General features: G+C 61.4%; 14 protein-coding genes and 1 pseudogene. 7 read left to right on the forward strand and 8 right to left on the reverse strand.

Going from position 1 to position 16,626, the window contains the following annotated elements; genetic code table 11:
- Positions 1-228: pseudogene (locus tag FJ443_RS07755) on the forward strand (cardiolipin synthase B); the annotation flags it as partial.
- 562 nt (positions 229-790) lie between these two features.
- Here the strand turns inward: FJ443_RS07755 and FJ443_RS07760 are convergent.
- On the reverse strand, positions 791-1,093 hold the full coding sequence (locus FJ443_RS07760) for a DUF892 family protein (protein WP_348641928.1): 303 nt from the start codon (positions 1,091-1,093) through the stop codon (positions 791-793).
- 414 nt (positions 1,094-1,507) lie between these two features.
- On the opposite strand from FJ443_RS07760, the gene FJ443_RS07765 reads away from it, so the two are divergent.
- The 6 genes from FJ443_RS07765 to FJ443_RS07790 all read left to right on the forward strand — a co-directional run bounded on the left by FJ443_RS07765 (position 1,508) and on the right by FJ443_RS07790 (position 9,202).
- Entirely contained in the window at positions 1,508-3,949 is a 2,442-nt protein-coding gene (locus FJ443_RS07765; protein WP_140500732.1) for an ATP-binding protein, read from the forward strand.
- Positions 3,950-3,954: 5 nt separating this feature from the next.
- The gene (locus tag FJ443_RS07770) at positions 3,955-4,332 is read left to right on the forward strand and encodes a response regulator (RefSeq protein WP_140500731.1); all 378 of its coding nucleotides are present in this window, start codon (positions 3,955-3,957) and stop codon (positions 4,330-4,332) included.
- Between the two features lie 259 nt (positions 4,333-4,591).
- Positions 4,592-4,984, forward strand: coding sequence for a response regulator (locus FJ443_RS07775; protein ID WP_140500730.1), 393 nt, complete (start codon positions 4,592-4,594; stop codon positions 4,982-4,984).
- Positions 4,984-6,738: a YaiO family outer membrane beta-barrel protein gene (locus FJ443_RS07780; RefSeq protein WP_140518213.1), complete on the forward strand. Its 1,755-nt coding sequence runs from the start codon at positions 4,984-4,986 to the stop codon at positions 6,736-6,738. Before FJ443_RS07775 ends, FJ443_RS07780 begins: the two co-directional genes overlap by 1 nt.
- A gap of 2 nt (positions 6,739-6,740) precedes the next feature.
- The gene (locus FJ443_RS07785) at positions 6,741-7,778 is read left to right on the forward strand and encodes a HEAT repeat domain-containing protein (RefSeq protein ID WP_140663409.1); all 1,038 of its coding nucleotides are present in this window, start codon (positions 6,741-6,743) and stop codon (positions 7,776-7,778) included.
- Positions 7,775-9,202 (forward strand): glycosyltransferase family 2 protein, encoded by a 1,428-nt coding sequence (locus FJ443_RS07790; RefSeq protein WP_181175077.1) that lies wholly within the window; start codon positions 7,775-7,777, stop codon positions 9,200-9,202. Before FJ443_RS07785 ends, FJ443_RS07790 begins: the two co-directional genes overlap by 4 nt.
- A gap of 15 nt (positions 9,203-9,217) precedes the next feature.
- On the opposite strand, the gene FJ443_RS07795 is transcribed toward FJ443_RS07790, so the two are convergent.
- The 7 genes from FJ443_RS07795 to FJ443_RS07825 form a co-directional block, all read right to left on the reverse strand.
- Positions 9,218-9,520 carry an Hpt domain-containing protein gene (locus tag FJ443_RS07795; RefSeq protein WP_181165450.1) on the reverse strand — a complete coding sequence of 101 codons (303 nt, stop codon included), beginning with the start codon at positions 9,518-9,520 and terminating at the stop codon, positions 9,218-9,220.
- Positions 9,521-9,884: 364 nt separating this feature from the next.
- On the reverse strand, positions 9,885-10,838 hold the full coding sequence (locus FJ443_RS07800) for a PleD family two-component system response regulator (RefSeq protein ID WP_281405526.1): 954 nt from the start codon (positions 10,836-10,838) through the stop codon (positions 9,885-9,887).
- A gap of 47 nt (positions 10,839-10,885) precedes the next feature.
- Positions 10,886-11,923 (reverse strand): chemotaxis response regulator protein-glutamate methylesterase, encoded by a 1,038-nt coding sequence (locus FJ443_RS07805; protein ID WP_140500726.1) that lies wholly within the window; start codon positions 11,921-11,923, stop codon positions 10,886-10,888.
- 22 nt (positions 11,924-11,945) lie between these two features.
- On the reverse strand, positions 11,946-14,213 hold the full coding sequence (locus FJ443_RS07810) for a hybrid sensor histidine kinase/response regulator (RefSeq protein ID WP_140663411.1): 2,268 nt from the start codon (positions 14,211-14,213) through the stop codon (positions 11,946-11,948).
- A complete protein-coding gene (locus tag FJ443_RS07815) occupies positions 14,210-14,914 on the reverse strand; it encodes a chemotaxis protein CheW (RefSeq protein WP_140622663.1) in 705 nt (234 codons plus the stop codon). Before FJ443_RS07815 ends, FJ443_RS07810 begins: the two co-directional genes overlap by 4 nt.
- Positions 14,914-16,149, reverse strand: a complete 1,236-nt coding sequence (locus FJ443_RS07820; RefSeq protein ID WP_140663413.1) for a protein-glutamate O-methyltransferase CheR — start codon at positions 16,147-16,149, stop codon at positions 14,914-14,916. The genes FJ443_RS07815 and FJ443_RS07820 overlap by 1 nt, the downstream gene beginning before the upstream one ends.
- Positions 16,149-16,613 (reverse strand): chemotaxis protein CheW, encoded by a 465-nt coding sequence (locus tag FJ443_RS07825; protein WP_140518206.1) that lies wholly within the window; start codon positions 16,611-16,613, stop codon positions 16,149-16,151. The genes FJ443_RS07820 and FJ443_RS07825 overlap by 1 nt, the downstream gene beginning before the upstream one ends.
- Between the last annotated feature and the right edge of the window lie 13 nt (positions 16,614-16,626).

The following is a 16,626-nucleotide window of genomic DNA, read 5'->3' on the forward strand; positions in this document are numbered from 1 at the left end:
GACGTCTGGACGAGCTTTGGCTCTGCCAACCTGGACGAGCGCTCTTTGCGACTGAACGACGAAGCCACGCTGAATGTATACGGCCGGGATTTTGCCAAAACGCAGATCGACCTGTTCAGCCAGGATCTTGCGCGATCAAGGCAGATCAGTTTGGGCGAATGGGAAGCGCGCCCCCTGACCGAAAAAATATCGGACTGGCTGGCCAGCAGACTACACTCGCAACTCTAGAGCCTCTTGGTGGACGAGTCCCCGCAAACCGGCATCTGCGCCCGTCAAATGGCTAATATGGTGCGCCACGCGCAAGAATGGGAGCAACCCCGCAATAACACCGAGCGGATTGCTCAACACGCGCCCAGCAACTTCATCGGTCGATGCATCCCCACCTCGTCGGTCACGCGGCCCCTTTGCGATCATGACAGTGAGACCCGAAAGTGCTCTCAACGATGGTGTATTAAGGTCCGCGCATGGGCGGCTGGAAGCCTGAGCGATCAGAGGCACCGGCATGTCTTAATGAGGACGAATACGCCCACTTGCGTAAGGCAGCGCCAAAAGCCCCGGGGCGATCCAGAAGCCGGGCTCAGCCATTGCGGCGAGATCTGACAGAAGTCGCTTCATGTTGCCCCACCCGTGCCCTGACGAATCCGCGGCCGATCATAAACTCGAGACAAGAGTCCGCTCTTGTGGGAGGAGAAGCGGGCTCTTAGCTGCGACCTAAGACCCAGCGGCCGGCGCAAGAGCCGCCCAGCGGACCCGATCGCCAGAAAAAAAGTCCGCCCACGCCATTTGGGCGTCACCGTTTCGCGGCATCGCTGTCGGCAGCGGCGCGAGACAGGAACATCTGCGTCGTCTCGGCGAGATGGCTCTTGAGCCAATCCCCCCATCGCCTCCTCTTCGCGCAGATTCTGTTCACACACACACGCGCCACCTCGGCCTCCCCTTCGGCGTTGGCCGCGGCGATGAGCATCGTGTAGGAGGCAATCTCCATATGCTCGAAAGTATAGCTGGCAAGCGAACCCTTCATCACCTCGTCGCCGGCGAACACGCCGCTGATCGACTGGGACATGGCGGTGAGCTTGCCACCTGCGTCTTTCATCGCGGAGGATCCCTCTCCGATCCGGTCAAGACAGCTTTTGAGGCGCGAGGCCTGCTGCCGCGCTGACGGATGCGGTCGCCGAGTTCCGGATAGCTTTCGAGGCGTGACAGTTGCCCGGAGAGCATCGTCTCGGCCTGCTCCTCCATGGCGTGAGCGTCTCTCAGCCACTGTATCAACCAGTTGCGCGATTGTGTCATGAAGCTCTCCCTTTGGGTTGCTCGCCCAAACCGCGAGCGGAGAGGATGGTTCCGCCCGGGCTATGGCAGGCTCGGCCAGAGGGCTGTCGACGCGCGGATTAACCACCGACGCGACTTCGAGCAGCGAGCCTCAACTGGCAGAGGGCCGGAGTCTGTAGCTTCTTTAGACCTCGGATAGGTTTTGGCGGTATCTATCGGGAAAAGGAGCGGGAAAGTCATGACCGAGTTCTGGCAGTCACTCCTCGCCAATCTTGCCCTGGTCTCCATCCTCGTGGTCGCCTGGGATCTTGTGGCGGACTTCACCGGGCGCCTGTCGACGCGGATGCAGTCGCTGGTTCTTGGTGTGGTCATGTGCATGGGCGCGATCATTTCCATGGCGACGGGCTTGTCCGTCTCCGGCTTCGTCGTCGATCTCCGCGCCGCCTTCATTGCGGCTGCCGCGTTCTTCGGTGGATGGCCGGCGATGTTCATCGCTACTGCCGGCTCCATTGCCTATCGCATCTATCTCGGTGGACAGGGCGCGAGCGTCGGTGTCGTGGGGATCCTCATCACCGCTATAGTCGGTATTGCGTGGCACCACATCGTTACTGCCCGGTCTCGCACCATGTTCGACATATTCGGACTCGGCGTGTCGGTAGCTTTCGCCGGGCTGATCACGCTCCTGATCATCCCCTCGCAAGTCGTTGCCGACCTGGTGCAGCAGAGCACACTCCCATCACTCGTGTTCCGCTTCCTCAGCACCGTCCTCATAAGCGTTCTGCTGGACCGGCAGCAGCGGCGGCGCGATCTTGCGATGTCCAACATGATCTACCGGGCCATGGTCCGCGAACTCCCGGATTGCCTGAACATTAAGGATGTCGACGGCCGGTTCATCGCCGCCAATCCCGCCACTGCCGAAATGATGCGCGCCGCTTCGGTCGAACAGCTTATCGGCAAGACGGATTTCGATTTCTACTCTAAGGACGTGGCCGAGCGCTTCCGGCAGGATGAGATGGGCGCTCTGGAAGCCGGGCAGACGCTGCGCATCGACCAGCCGGCGGTTTTCCCGGACGGCAGACAAGGCTGGCTCTACACGCTGAAGGCACCGTTCCGCGACGAGACCGGCAAGATCAGCGGCGTCATCACCTACAATCGCGACATCACCGAGCAAAAGCGAAATGCCCAGCTGAAGAACGATTTCATCTCGACGGTCAGCCACGAATTGCGCACCCCACTGACCTCCATCCGCGGCTCACTTGGTTTGATCGCGGCCGGCGTCGCCGGCGAACTGCCGCCCAAGGCCGCCAATCTCGTCAACATCGCCCACACCAACAGTGAAAGGCTGGTTCTTCTCATCAACGACATCCTTGATATGGAGAAGATCGAATCTGGCGTGATCACCTTCAAGATCAGGCAGATGGCTGTCCGCCCGGTCCTGGAACAGGCGATTGCCGCCAGCACCAACTACATGGCCGACAGCCGAATCAGGATCGTCTTGGTCGACGATGCCCCGCGCGCCGAAGCCAACATAGATCCGGATCGCCTGCATCAGGTGATGGCCAACCTGCTGTCGAATGCGATCAAGTTCTCGCACACTGATGGCATCGTCACGGTGAAACTCCATCGTCGTGCCCCCGATATGCTGCGCATCTCGGTCGTGGACCAGGGCGCTGGCATCCCCGAGGCGTTCCGCAGTCGCATATTCGGGAAGTTCGAGCAGGCGGACGCCTCCAGCACTCGCAAGATAGGCGGTACTGGCCTGGGCTTGAGCATCGTCAAGGCCATCACTGAAAAGTTGGGCGGCGGCATCTCCTTCGAAACCGAGGAAGGCAAGGGAACCTCGTTTCACATTGACCTCCCCGAAGCGCACAGGCAGACCGAGAAGCCGGTTTCGGTCGAGCGCCGGGCGCGCAAGCGCGATGGCCGCCTGCGTGTCCTCATCTGCGAGGACGAGCCTGATATTGCTGTGGTGATCGCAGCACTTCTCGATGCAGAAGGCTTTGCCAGCGACGTCGCGCCCGATATCGACACCGCCAAAGCGCTGCTGAGCTCGCGCGACTACGTGGCGCTGACGCTCGACATCAAGCTGGCGGGGGAATCCGGAATCAAGCTCTTCCACGACATACGGGCATCACCGGTGAATTCCGACATTGCGGTCATCGTCATCTCCGCCGTCGCCGACGAGGCCAGGCGCTCGCTGAACGGCAGCGCCGTCGGCATCGTCGACTGGCTGGAGAAGCCGGTGGATTCGAAACGGCTTCACGCCGCTCTTGCCAAGATCGTCGGCCGTAGGGTCGAGCCGAAGCCACAAATCCTGCATGTCGAAGACGATGAGGGCGTGCTTGCGGTGATGTCAGAAGGGCTGGGTTCGGGCGTCTCGATCACCTCGGCGAAGACACTAAAGCAGGCCCAGGAGGCGATCGCCCGCTATCGCTTCGACCTAGTCATCCTGGATATCGCGCTTCCCGACGGATCGGGCCTCGACCTCCTGACCGATCTGCCGCTCGAGACTGCGGTCATCGTGTTCTCGGCGGCGGAACTCGACCAGAAGCTCGGCGATCGGGTGCAGGCGATCATGACCAAGACCAGAGCGTCGGAAATCGATGTGGCAAAGTTGGTACGGAACATGTTGGTTTCGTCCCGCAATGGCACTCGGCCTGCCGCGCACGCCAAGGAGTGATGCTAATGCCCGCAAGGATCCTCTATGTAGACGACGAGGACGATATCCGCGAAATCGCCCAGATGTCGCTGGAGCTCGAGCCGGAATTCGAGGTGCGATCCTGTTCTTCGGGCATGCAGGCGCTGGCCGATGCCGCCGAATGGCGGCCCGACCTCATCCTGCTCGATGTGATGATGCCGGACTTGGACGGACCGGAGACGCTGAGGCGCCTGGCCGAGTCCCGGCCGACGGCGTCGATACCCGTGGTGTTCATCACCGCGCGCACCCAGACGCATGAGGTCGAACGCTATCTGGCTATGGGGGCGGTGGGGGTGATCGCCAAACCTTTCGACCCGCTTGCGCTTGCCGGTGAAGTCAAAAGATTGCTTCTATCGCGCACCTGAGCCGACGTATGGCTTGGCCACCGAGCGCAGTTTGTCTGCACACTGTGCGATGCCGTTCAGGGCTCCTATACCATGTCGCCTTATTCATCTACTGATTGTGCCGAGGTGCAGGCGCAGCGAATCAGGTTGTCTATAATCGCGTGGCATCGGCGGACGTCGATGAGAGAGTCGAGACGAATATTTCTGTCTGCATGGACCGCATTGGCGGATGTCGGTTCATGGGATCACTCCGGGGGGCGACGGAACCGGAGCAAGGCTGGTGAACGGAGCGAAGGCAAGAGTTCTGATTTGCGATGACGATCCCTTGTTGATCGAGCTGATGGAATTCAGGCTCAGGGCAAAGGGATATGAGGTCATCAAAGCAGTAGACGGGGCGGAAGCGCTCTCGAAGGCAGAGCATGAGGCGCCGGACATCATCGTGCTCGACGCGATGATGCCCAAGGCCGACGGCCTGGAGGTCCTTGCCCGCATCAAGGGCGATCCGGCTTTGTCCGAAACCCCGGTCGTCATGCTGACCGCCCGCAAGGGCGAAAGGGACATCGTCTCGGCCCTCGAAAAAGGAGCCGACGACTACCTTGTGAAGCCATTCATCCCCGAGGAGCTTCTGGCGCGGTTGGCGCGTCTGCTCGCGCGAAAGAGCGGGAAACGCTGATGCGGCGCTGCCGGTGCGCAGCCCTTGGCGCATGTCTGATCCTGGCGATCGCTGCGCCCCAGGGCGCGGTGCTGGCGCAGACGGTGGATGAACTTTACGAGTTCGGCGTCAAGGCCAGGCAAGCGCAGCATTTTGACGAGGCGGTGGAGTTTTTACGGCGCGCCCTTGCGCTTAAACCCGATAACGCCGACGCCTTGGTGCAACTCGGTTTTGCCGAACTCGGCCGCGACAATCTGTCGGCAGCGCGCGACGCTTTTTCCAACGCCCTGTCCTTGGCCCCAACCTATCGGGACGCCAGCTTTGGCATGGCTGAGGTCGAGTTCCGCTCGGGCAATCTGGATGCCGCGCTTCCGCTAGCCGAAACGGCCCTGCGGGCGGAGCCCGGCAACGCTGACGCCGCCACGCTTATCGCGAATATCCAGAAGGCGAAGCAAGCCGCCGGCAGTGAGGTGAGACGGTCTCCCGCGGTTCCGGCGCCGACAAAGAAACCGACTAGCCGGCGGCCCGATCCCGTCGCCGGTCTGATGGAGCAGGGCAGACGCCTGCGAGCGGCGGGAAAGCTGCCCGAGGCGGAGAAAGTCTATCGCCGGGCACTGGGACTGGCGCCGAAGAACACCGACATCCTCGTCGCCCTTGGCCTGGTCGTCGGCTCCAGCCAAAGCTTCGACGAGGCGGGGCTTTTCTTCGACCGCGCGCTTGCGATCAAGCCGGGCCTTCTCGACGCGCGGCTCGGCAAGGTGCGCCTGGCGATCTGGCGGGGCGACGCGCCGAGCGCCCGCCGCTTGGTCGATGGCGTGCTGGCCTCAGTGCCAGGCAATGTCGAGGCGCTCGAGCTGGATGCGAGAGTGGCTTTGCTCGAGGCCGATTACACGCGGGCCGGGCAGTCGTTCCAGCGCGTGCTTGCGGCCGATCCGCGCAATGCCGAGGCGCTGGTCGGGCTCGGCGATGTGCGCCGCGCCGAGGGTAAAGAGGAGGACGCGCGGGATGCCTACAGCCAAGCGCTCGCCGTCGAGCCTGGCTCTTTCGATATCGAGCAAAGGCTGGCCGTGCCGCCGCCGCGCAAATGGCGGCTCGATCTCGGCAGCGAGGTGAGCGATCTCACGAGCGAGCTCGGCGACTGGACCGACAGTTCGGCAGGTCTTGCCTATCGGCTGTCGCCGCGCACCACGATTTCCGGTCGCACCCGGCTGGCTACACGCTTCGGCCGCACCGACGTCCAGATCGAAGGCCGTATCGACCAGGCCTTCTCGCCGGCGTTCTCTGCCTATGCTCTGGCGGCGGCGACGCCGGACGCTGATTTCCTCGCGCGCTATTCGATCGGCGCCGGGGCTTCGTGGCAGGTCATGGCGCCGGCAAAGGCGTTCGGCCCGCTTTCGCTCAACATCGACGCCCGCTACGACAATTTCGCCGACACAAATGTCACCAGCATCTCGCCATGGGTGCAGACCTCTATCCTAGACGGCCGCCTGGGGCTTTCCGCCCGCTGGGTTCATGCGCAGGATGATATCGGCACGGGCGCAGACGGTTATGTGCTTCGCGTCGACCTTGCTGCGACACCGCACTTCAACGTGTTCGGCGGTTATGCCGACGCTCCCGAAATCTCCGACGGCACGCTGGTGCCGACGCGCGCGGTCTTTGGTGGTGTTTCCTGGGACATCAGCGATCCGCTGACGTTGCGCGCCAGCATCGCGCATGAAGAACGACCGAGATTCGACCGGAATACATTCGGTCTCGGCCTGACCGCGCGGTTCTGACCATGTGGAACATCTGGGATCTCTCCATACTGCTCAGCGCTCTTTCGCTGGTGATCATGCTGTTCCTGATCGCGAGACGCGTCCTGCAGGAGCGCCGGAGCAAGGCTGCGGCCGACCAGCGGCGTCAGCTTCTGAATGCGCTGATCGCCTTCACCGAGAGCCGCGACCGCGAGGTGTTGAAAACGGCCATTCTTTCGGTGCCCGCTGGCGTGGCGATCAATACCGGCTTCGAGTTCATTTCGCTTTTGCGCGGCGAGGAGCACGACGATGTCCTTGCTGCTTTCAAGGAATGTGGCCTGCCGGCCCTTGTCGGCAGGCAACTGGAAAAGGGCAACGGCGCCGAACGCATCCATGCGGCCGAGATGCTGGCGGCGCTGCGCTCGGAAGGTGCGGTGGCAAGCCTGCTTTCCGCGCTCGACCACGACCGCTCGCGCGAGGTCAGGATCGCCGTCGCCATAGCGCTCTGCGATCTGAACAGCCTGCCGCCGCTCGGCATTGCGCTGCGCAAGATCGGCGTGGCCGGGCAGCGCTCGCGACGCCTGATCGAGCTGTTCAGGCGCTTTCCGCACGCGCGCCTGGAGGAACTGGCGGACCATGCCGCGCGCGCCGACGCCGTGCCCTTCATAAGGGCGGCCGCGATCGACGCATTGGCCCGCGCCGGCGGCTTCCGCTTCGCCGATCTCTTCGCCCGCTTGGCCGACGACGCCTCGTCCGAGGTTGCCGCGGCGGCACTGCGGGCGCTCGGCCTCACCGGAAATGCCGACGCGCCGGCGATCCTCTCGACCGCGATGACAAAAGGCGACTGGGAGGTGCGCAGCGCGGCCGCCGATGCCGCCGGCCGCCTCGGCCTCGCCGAACTTGGCCGGCCGCTATCCAAGCTGATGGGCGACGAGGTGTGGAACGTGCGCTATGCCGCCGCCAACGCGCTGCGCTCCTTCGGCCAGCCGGGAGAGCGGTTGCTGCGCCAGATTGCCGACAGCGAGGTCTCGCGCAGCCAGCGCACCGCCTCGCTCATTCTTGCCGAGGGACCAGCCGTATGATCGCCGACTGGAGCGACGAGATCGTTCTTGCCGCCACCATCTTGTCTTGGTTCATCATCGGGGCCGGGCTGGCGCAGACGACGATATACCTCCTGCAGCTCATCGTCGCCGGCTATGCATTGTCCAAGCGCCCACCGGTCGCGCGCTCGGCGCTGCTTTGGCACCGCTATGGCGATGTCGCGCCGCCGATCGCGCTATTGGTGCCCGCCTACAACGAGGCCTTGAACGTGGTCGAGAGCGTCCATTCCATGCTGGCGCTCGAATATCCCAATTTCGAGGTCATCGTCATCAACGACGGCTCGAAAGACGAGACCTTGCTGCGCCTTATCGAGGCGTTCCAGCTGGTAAAGTTCCATCGGCCCCATGAGGAGGCGCTCGCGCACAATCCGATCCGCGGCCTCTATTCGTCACCGATGACCGAGCGGCTGTTCGTCGTCGACAAGGAGAACGGCGGCAAGGCCGACGCCCAGAACGCCGGCATCAATGTCTGTCGCGCGCCGCTCTTTTGTGTCATCGACGGCGACTCTATCCTTGAGCCCGACGCGCTGATGCGTGCCGCCCAGCCATTCATCGACGACCCCGAGCGCACCATTGCCGTCGGCGGCACGATCCGCATCGCCAACGGCTCCAGGATCGAGGCAGGCAGGGTGCGCGAAGTCCGTCTGCCACGCCGTCTGTTGCCACTGCTCCAGGTGGTCGAATACCTGCGCGCCTTCCTGATGGCGCGGCTTGCCTGGAGCCGCATCAACACACTGATGCTGGTCTCCGGCGCTTTTGGCATGTTTCGCCGGGCCGAAGTGGTGGCGGTCGGCGGCTTCACCAAGGGTTCGATGGGCGAGGACCTCGACCTCGTCATCAAGCTGCACCGCTATATGCGGGATAAAAAGCGCAAATACCGCATCCAGTTCATTCCGGAGCCGGTGTGCTGGACCGAGGCGCCGGAATCGCTGAGCGTCCTTGCCCGGCAGCGCACGCGCTGGCAGCGCGGCTCGCTCGAATGCTTCTTCCGCTACCGCTCCATGCTCTTCAACCCGCGCTATGGCCGCGTCGGCTTTCTCGGCTTCGGCCACATCTTCATTGTCGACGTTCTGGGACCGGTGGCGGAGGTGCTGGGCTATATCCTCATCCCCGCCTTCTGGCTGCTCGGTGTCCTTTCGGCCGAATATCTTCTGGCCTTCACCTCGCTCATCTTCACCTATGGCGTCTGCGTGAGCGTATGCTCCCTCGTTCTCGAAGAGGCCGAGTTGCAGCGTTTTCCCCGCGCCAGGGACCTCGCGGTATTGACGGCGGTCGCCGTGATCGAGAATTTCGGCTACCGCCAGCTCAACAATTTCTGGCGCGTGAAGGGCTGGTGGCAATTTCTTCGGGCCGACCAGAGCTGGGGTGAGATGACCAGGACTGGCCTGGGCGGCGCGAAGAAGTGAGCCCCGTCTGCTGAGTCACTTCAGCGTCCGCTCGATCTCCGTGATAAGCGCATCGAGTGCGGCGTGCGAGGCCCCATCGTCCGCCTGCTCGATCAGCAATGTCTCCAACGCCGATGCCCGCGCGCTGATCTCCGCAAACCCGAATGTCCCCGCGGCCCCGGCGAGCGAGTGCGCGGTGGGAATCAGGGTGTCGTTGGAGCCCACTGACGGGCCTCTCTGACGCGCCGCCCTCAACTCCGCGAGTTGAGTGGCGCACCGAGCCAGGAAACGCTGTCGTAAGGGGGCGAAGGGATCATTCAGAATGGAAGGGGCCTCCATGGATGGCTTTAGAGGTATTCAAGCAGAAAACTCGGTGGAGTGGAACGAACTGCTTGCGGTCCACGCTCCTGTCAGAGCAGAACTGCGGCGCCCGCTTCAGCCAAATGCAATGGCGATGAGTTTTTGATGTCCAACCGCGGAATGAGCGAGCTGGTCGGCATAGACCTTCTTGAAGGCCGGCGAGCGGGGTGCATTCAACGTATTTTCAAATGTTTGGAGCCTGCTGCGTATTCGGATAGGCCGACAGGTCGGCGGCCGCAGCACGTCCGCTATCATGCAATTGGTGAAAGTGTACCATCCTGCCGCCATGAGCTCACGACCGGCAATACGGCTTGCATGGCCCAACAGTTTGCCTAGCCACCCGTCAAGCGCGGGACATCTGAAGCGCAACACGATTTCGTCCTTCCGATTTGGCACGAAAAAGAGCCAGATCGGCGGCATTGACGAAATCCTTCGGCGTTTCGTTCTCGGTGGGCACCGCTGTTGCGACGCCAACGCTGATGGTCACGCGATCCGAGCCGTGGGGTATGTTCAGCTCCCGCACGCTCTGGACGAGCTGCTCTGCGATCGCACTGGATTGTTCCAGTAAAGTGTCGACCAGCACGATGACGAACTCTTCGCCTCCGTACCGCGCAGCGAGATCGGTGGAACGGCCGGAACCGCTCTGGATTACGCGGGCGATTTGCTTGAGCACCTCGTCGCCGGCCATATGGCCATAGGTATCATTGTATCGTTTGAAGTTGTCGGCATCGATCATCAACAGCGACAATGGGGATTGTGCGCGAAAAGCACGCTTCCATTCAGACGCCAGATATTCGTCAAAATAGCGCCTGTTGCCGAGGCCCGTCAGGCCATCGATCCGCGTCAGACGTTCAAGCTCGAGATTAGCACTGATCAGCTGTCGCTGGCTTTCCCTTAGCGCTCGGTATGCAGCTTCTCGCTGGACGTGATCCAGATAGGCCCGCGTGTGATATCGAACGCGTGCAATCAGCTCGATACGATCCGGAAGCTTTACGAGATAATCGTTCGCTCCCGCACCGAACGCTTCGCCCTTGGTGGCTGGGTCTTCCTTGCTCGACAGCACAATGACTGGGACCGCGCGTGTCGAAGCATGCTTCCGGTATTCTCGCACCAGATGCAGCCCATCGACCCCGGGCATGACGAGATCCTGCAGGATGACGGTTGGCTTTACCTCGTCGGCGACCGTCATCGCTCTCAATGGGTCGGTGCAGAAGTGTAACGAGATATCAGGCTCGCTGGCTAGAGCGCGCCTGACCGCCTCGCAAACCATGATCTGGTCATCGATGAGCAGAACCATGGATGAATAGTTATCTGCAAGTGGTGGGACCAGCTGTGGTTCTAGCGTCATCGGACGAACCCTTTCACCTGGAGCGCTGAAAGGGCTTCGATTATGCGTGAGCCGATCGCACTCAAAGGAAGAATATCAACAGCCGCGCCGACATCGGCGGCGGCCTTCGGCATGCCGTAGACGGCGCTGGTTGCTCTATCCTGCGCGATTGTGAGATGCCCCTTGTCGCGGAGCTGTCTCAACCCGTGCGCACCATCCCTGCCCATGCCTGTGAGCAGGACTCCAATCACCGAGCCAGGCCACCATTGCGCGGCACTTTCGAAGAACACATCTACGGACGGCCGATAAACGCTGTCCTCGGGGCTAGGCGTATAGCCAAGTTGCTGAGCTGACTTGAAAACCAGATGATCCGCGGAACTGGCAATGAGAACGGTGCCCGCTTGAGGACTATCGTTTTCCCGCGCTGGACGGATCGGGAGAGGCGTATGCTGGCCGAGCCAATCAGCAAGGCCTGGAACGAATTGGGCATCGAGATGCTGTACGAGCACGATGGCGGCGGCGAAATCAACGGGAAACGCGCTCAGGACTGCGGCAACGGCGGCCGGCCCGCCAGCAGAGGCACCGATTGCAATTAGCCGTCGAGCTGTCGGCTCAGCCGCACGGGACATCCTCCTTCTTGCCTTGCCCGGCGCATCGCCGATCAGCTTGCCGATCGTTGCTATCTTGTTGGTCAACAGCCGTGCGGATTGCGAGGACGCATCACCTTCGATGCCGACTGAGGGAATATCGACGGCGTCGAGCGCGCCATGCCCCATCGCTTCGTAGACGCCGGCGACGTTGGCTTCGATACTGGCGGTCACCAGCAAGATTGAACATGGGGTTTCCGCCATGATTCTGCGGGTCGCTTCCACCCCGTCCATCTCTGGCATCGCTAGATCCATGAGTATCAGATCCGGCAGATCACGTCTGCAGACCTCGACCGCCTCACGCCCATTGGTCGCAATCCATGCGACTTGGTGTTCGCCGGTCGACATGACCAGCCGGCGCAGAAGTTCAACCGCCATCGGCATGTCGTTGACTACGCCAATTCTCATTCGTTGGTCGCCAATTTCGATCTCATTCAGTCGCCTCGCCGATCATGTCCACGACGGCATGGATCAGCGCCTCGTCCTGAAAGGTACTCTTGGTCAGATAATAGTCGGCACCGGCGTCAAGCCCGCGCGAGCGGTCTTCTTCCCGATCCTTGTATGAAACGATCATGATGGGTGTGTTCCTGAGATGGGCGTCCTTTCTGATCAGGCTCACCAGTTCGATACCATCCATGCGCGGCATGTCTATGTCAGTGACGACGAGATCAAAAGGACCAGATCGGACGGCATTCCACCCGTCCATACCGTCGACTGCCACTTCGACGTCATAACCGTGATTGCCCAGCATCTTGCGCTGGAGTTCGCGAACCGTGAGTGAATCGTCAATCACCAGCACGCGCTTGCGTCTGCTCGGTCCGGGACCGCCCGCGGCTCGCCGAAGGGCTCGAAATCCGCTGGACGACGCAAGCTTTTCCACCGATCGAACCAGATCATCGACGTCGAAGATCAGAACAGGCGAACCGTCCTCCATCAGGGCCGCTGCGCTGATGTCCTTGATCTTGGCAAACCGGGAATCGAGAGGTCTGATCACCAGTTCGCGTTCCCCGAGAAAACGGTCGACGATTAGGCCGTAGGCTTCCCCCCGACCCGTTTCCACCACGACGACCGAGAGTTCCTCTGGTTCGGACGCAGACTCTCCTCGATCCAGCACCTCGCGCGCTATCACCAACCCGATCTGTCGATCGTTCAAGCGAAAATGCGGGCGGCCCTGCAGGAGGTTGATCTCCATCCGCTGCAATTTCATTGTCTTGGAGATGGCAGCGAGTGGAAACGCATAGGGCTCCCCATCGACTTCGACGAGTAAGGTGCGCAGGACTGACAACGTCAGCGGCAGTTGCAGTTGAAACCGGGTTCCTCGACCAAATTCCGAGGAGACGCTCGTGATTCCGCGGACCTCCTTCGTCATCGCCTGCACTGCGTCGAGTCCCACGCCACGGCCGGAGACGTCGGACAGGCCAACTTTCATCGAAAAGCCGGGCAGAAAAAGGAATGCCAGCAATTCCGTTTCGCTGAGCGCGTCGGCGCTTTCCCTGGTTGCAAACTGCCGGGCGACGACAGTCTCGCGCAGCTTCGAGAGCTCGATCCCTCTGCCGTCGTCCACCACGGCTATTTGCAGCAGTCCGGCATTGTGCCTCGCTTCGAGCCTGATGAGTCCCTCTTCGGGTTTGCCGGTTGCGAGGCGCTCATCAGGCGGTTCAAGCCCATGGTCTACCGCGTTGCGCAGAAGATGCCCCAAGGGGGCATCCAGCTGCTCGAGGATATCGCGGTCGATGCCGGTCGAGCCGCCTACGATCTCCAGTCGCACCCGCTTGCCAAGTGTACGACCGAGGTCGCGGACCGTTCTTGCGTAGTGTCTCACCCCGTCCTCAAAAGGCCGCATCCGGCTCGCCAACGTCTCCTCGTACAATCGGTTGGCAAGATCGGTGGCTTTCCGATCGACTGAATCCAACTCATCGAGACGCTCCGCCAAGAAGGCTTGGCTCAACCGAAGCTTTCGCTGCGTTTCAACCAGCGCCTCCACCACAGCCGCATCTTTTGCGACCGGCAGCAGCACTGCATCAAGATTGTCGAACGCACTTGCGATGTCTGATTGAAGGCGCTTCAGCCGCAGCAGCCCGTCAGCGAATGGCCTGAGCCGCCGAGCTTCCATCAGCGACTCGCCAGCCAAACCGAGCAATCGGTTCAGGCTGTCTGCCGTCACCCGAACCATTCTATCTGAGCCGATGCTCCCTCGGGCTTGAGCTTTCGGCTCGACAAGGGGGTTCGCTGACGAGGTTGCCGTCGGCTCCTTTCGGCTATGCTCTGGGGTTGCGAAATCAGCTGCCGAATCTTGGGGTGCGGGCTCGGGGAGGGACAGTTCCTCGAACTTCGCCAGAAAGCTTTCGACTTCCGGGTTGACGCTCTCGTTCGATGATCCCGATGCGATCAATTTCAGAAGGTCAGAGCCTTGCAGAAGCGCATCTATATGCTCCTTGCGTACCCTCAGATGCCCACGTTGCGCGGCGACCAAGCAATCTTCCATTGCATTTGCAACTTTGACGGCGGGCGTCAGATCGATAATGCGGGCTGCTCCTTTCAGCGAATGCGCGGCCCGCATGCATTCTTCCAGGGCGTCGGTGGCGACAGGATCGCGCTCGAGCGCTAGAAGGCCGGAGGTCAAAGCCTGTGATTGCGTCTCCAGTTCGGCCTGGAAAAGGCTCAACATCGAAACCTGGCTGAAGTCCTCATCTGTCATGCCATGCTCCGATCCATCATCGTGAGCAGTTGTCCCGGGTCGAGACAGCCAACAGCCCGTTCCCGCCAGGGCAAAACGGCAACAGTAGCCGCCGACAGCGTCTTGCCGATCGTAGCTGGCACAGCGAGAGTGTCGCGTGCCCGGTAGCGATGTAAGCCGTGGACCTCATCAACCGTGAAAGCAACCCGCTTGTCCCGCTCGCCCACCACGACGAGGCGGCGAAATATCTTGGCTCGTCTGCCTTGTTCCTCCTCCTTGGGTTCGTCGATCCCGAGCAATTCAGCGAGCGACAGGCAAATCAGCAATTCGCCCCGGACATTGGCGATGCCGAGCACTGCACTATTCCTGCGGTGTGGAAGGGAATGAACGGGACGGGATTCAGCCACTTCATGAAAAATGCCAGCTGGAAGCGCCAGCCATTCGTGCCCCAACCGGAAGAGAACGGCCGTCTGCGGCGCTTCATCGTCCGCCGAAACGACCGCTGCACGACCAGCGTCATCAGGCCATTCGCCGCGATATGCCGAGGGCGCCGCACGATCAAGGAGGCGCCGTGCAATCTTCCTATAGGTCGGGCAATTCCGGCAGTGGAGATGCTGCTCCAGTTGGGGACAGGACTTGTCACCCCGAACGCCTATCCGCCGCCAGCAGTCGTCGATTTCAATCTGCTCCACTGGCAGAGCGATCCTTGTCGAAGCCGGCATCAGGTGCCGCTCCTTTTCTGGACCCGGACCAGCCTTCCGGCCAGCGCCTCGGCGCCGCTGTGGTCGCCTTGCTTGCGAAGCAGCAAAGCCAGGTGGACCAGAGCCTCTCGATGATTTGGCGCGAGATAGAGTGCCTTGCGATAGCTTTGCGCGGCCTTGGATGCAGCGCCATCCGCATCCTGAACGAGGCCCAGCAGGTAGAAGATTTGCGCGGAAGGACCGAATTTCTCGAGATGGGCGAGGGCGACCTCCTGTGCCTCCTTTACCCGACCCGCATTGGCGATCCGTTCAACCGCGACTAGGCTTTCCGAGACCTGATCAACGGGCTTGGCCAGGGCCGGCGCACTGTTTTCCTTGCGGACGGTCAGTCGTGGCGGAAGAACGGGCTTGCTCTTGTTGAGCTTCGGGGTTGATGTCCGCACCGGGATAGCAGTTGTCGGCGCCGCGGCCTTGATGGGCTCCGATTCCAGGAAGGCAAAGGCCAAGGGCCATTCAGCGGAAATAAAGCCATGCAGCCTTGGAAGTGCTGCTTCCGCGGGACCGACCAGAAGAAGTCCGTCCGTGGCCAAGAGATCTTTCAGGCGGGTCAATGCGCGATCCTGCAGTTCGCGATTGAAATAGATCAGCAAATTCCGACAGAGTAGGATGTCATAGACCTCTTGCCCAAAAATTGCGCGAGTACCGAATAGGTTGCCGACCCTGAAGCGAACCTGTTTCAGCACCGCAGCACTGGGCCGCAACCCACCCTCGACCGCTTCGAAATAGCGGTCCCTGAATTCGAGATAGCTGCCGCGAAAGGAATTGCGCCCGTAGACGGCACGTTCAGCCAACGCGATATTGCGGGTACTGACGTCCACCGCATCGATGTTGAACTCGTGCGCTTCAAAGCCGGCATCGAACATGGCCATTGCGACCGAATAGGCCTCTTCACCGGTTGAACATGGCAGGCTCAAGACTTTTGTCGGCTGAGCACGCTTGTGCACGCGCGCATGCCGCGCCAACATCGTGAACGCTTCTCGGTCGCGAAAGAACCAAGTCTCCGGGATCACCACCGCATTGATCAGCTCCTGCAGCTCCTGCGGGGAACCGGTCAAGTGTTCCCTATAGGCCTGAGGATTGGCAATCCGGCACGCTGCCATCCGGTCTCTGACCGCCTGACGGACCACTGTCGGGCCAACGCTGGCACTGTCCAGTCCAATGGTTTCCATCAGGAGCTTTTCTATTGCGCCGGTCATTAAACACTCATCGCGGCCTGGCGGAGCAATGCGGTACGAATCTCTTCCGAAAGCAGCGCTTCCGCTTTGACCCACTGAATGATCTCCGTGCCATCCGAAGCCACCGGACCAAGATAAGACGGCGTTTCTGGCTCGAGGCCGAACGGCGCGAAGTCGGCAGGGTCTCGCTCGACCGTATCCGTCACCCGTTCCGCGACCAACCCAAGCAGGCGTTGCTCGCCATCTCGCGCCGGGTAGCGCGTAACAACGATCCGGGTGCTCAATAGGCGCTCCGATGGCCGGCCAAGCGCGAGAAGAGTAACATCGATCAGGGGAATGGGTATTCCGTTATAATTGACCAGGCCCACCACACCGGTTGGCGCACCCGGCAGAACTTTCACATCGATATAGGGCAGCACCTCTTCAATTTGGTGGACATCGATCAAGTAGCGATCCGAACCCATACTGAAGGCGAGGAATAACATTATCACCTCCTAC

The sequence above is a fragment of the Mesorhizobium sp. B2-6-1 genome (assembly GCF_006440475.1).
Taxonomy (GTDB): Bacteria; Pseudomonadota; Alphaproteobacteria; order Rhizobiales; family Rhizobiaceae; genus Mesorhizobium.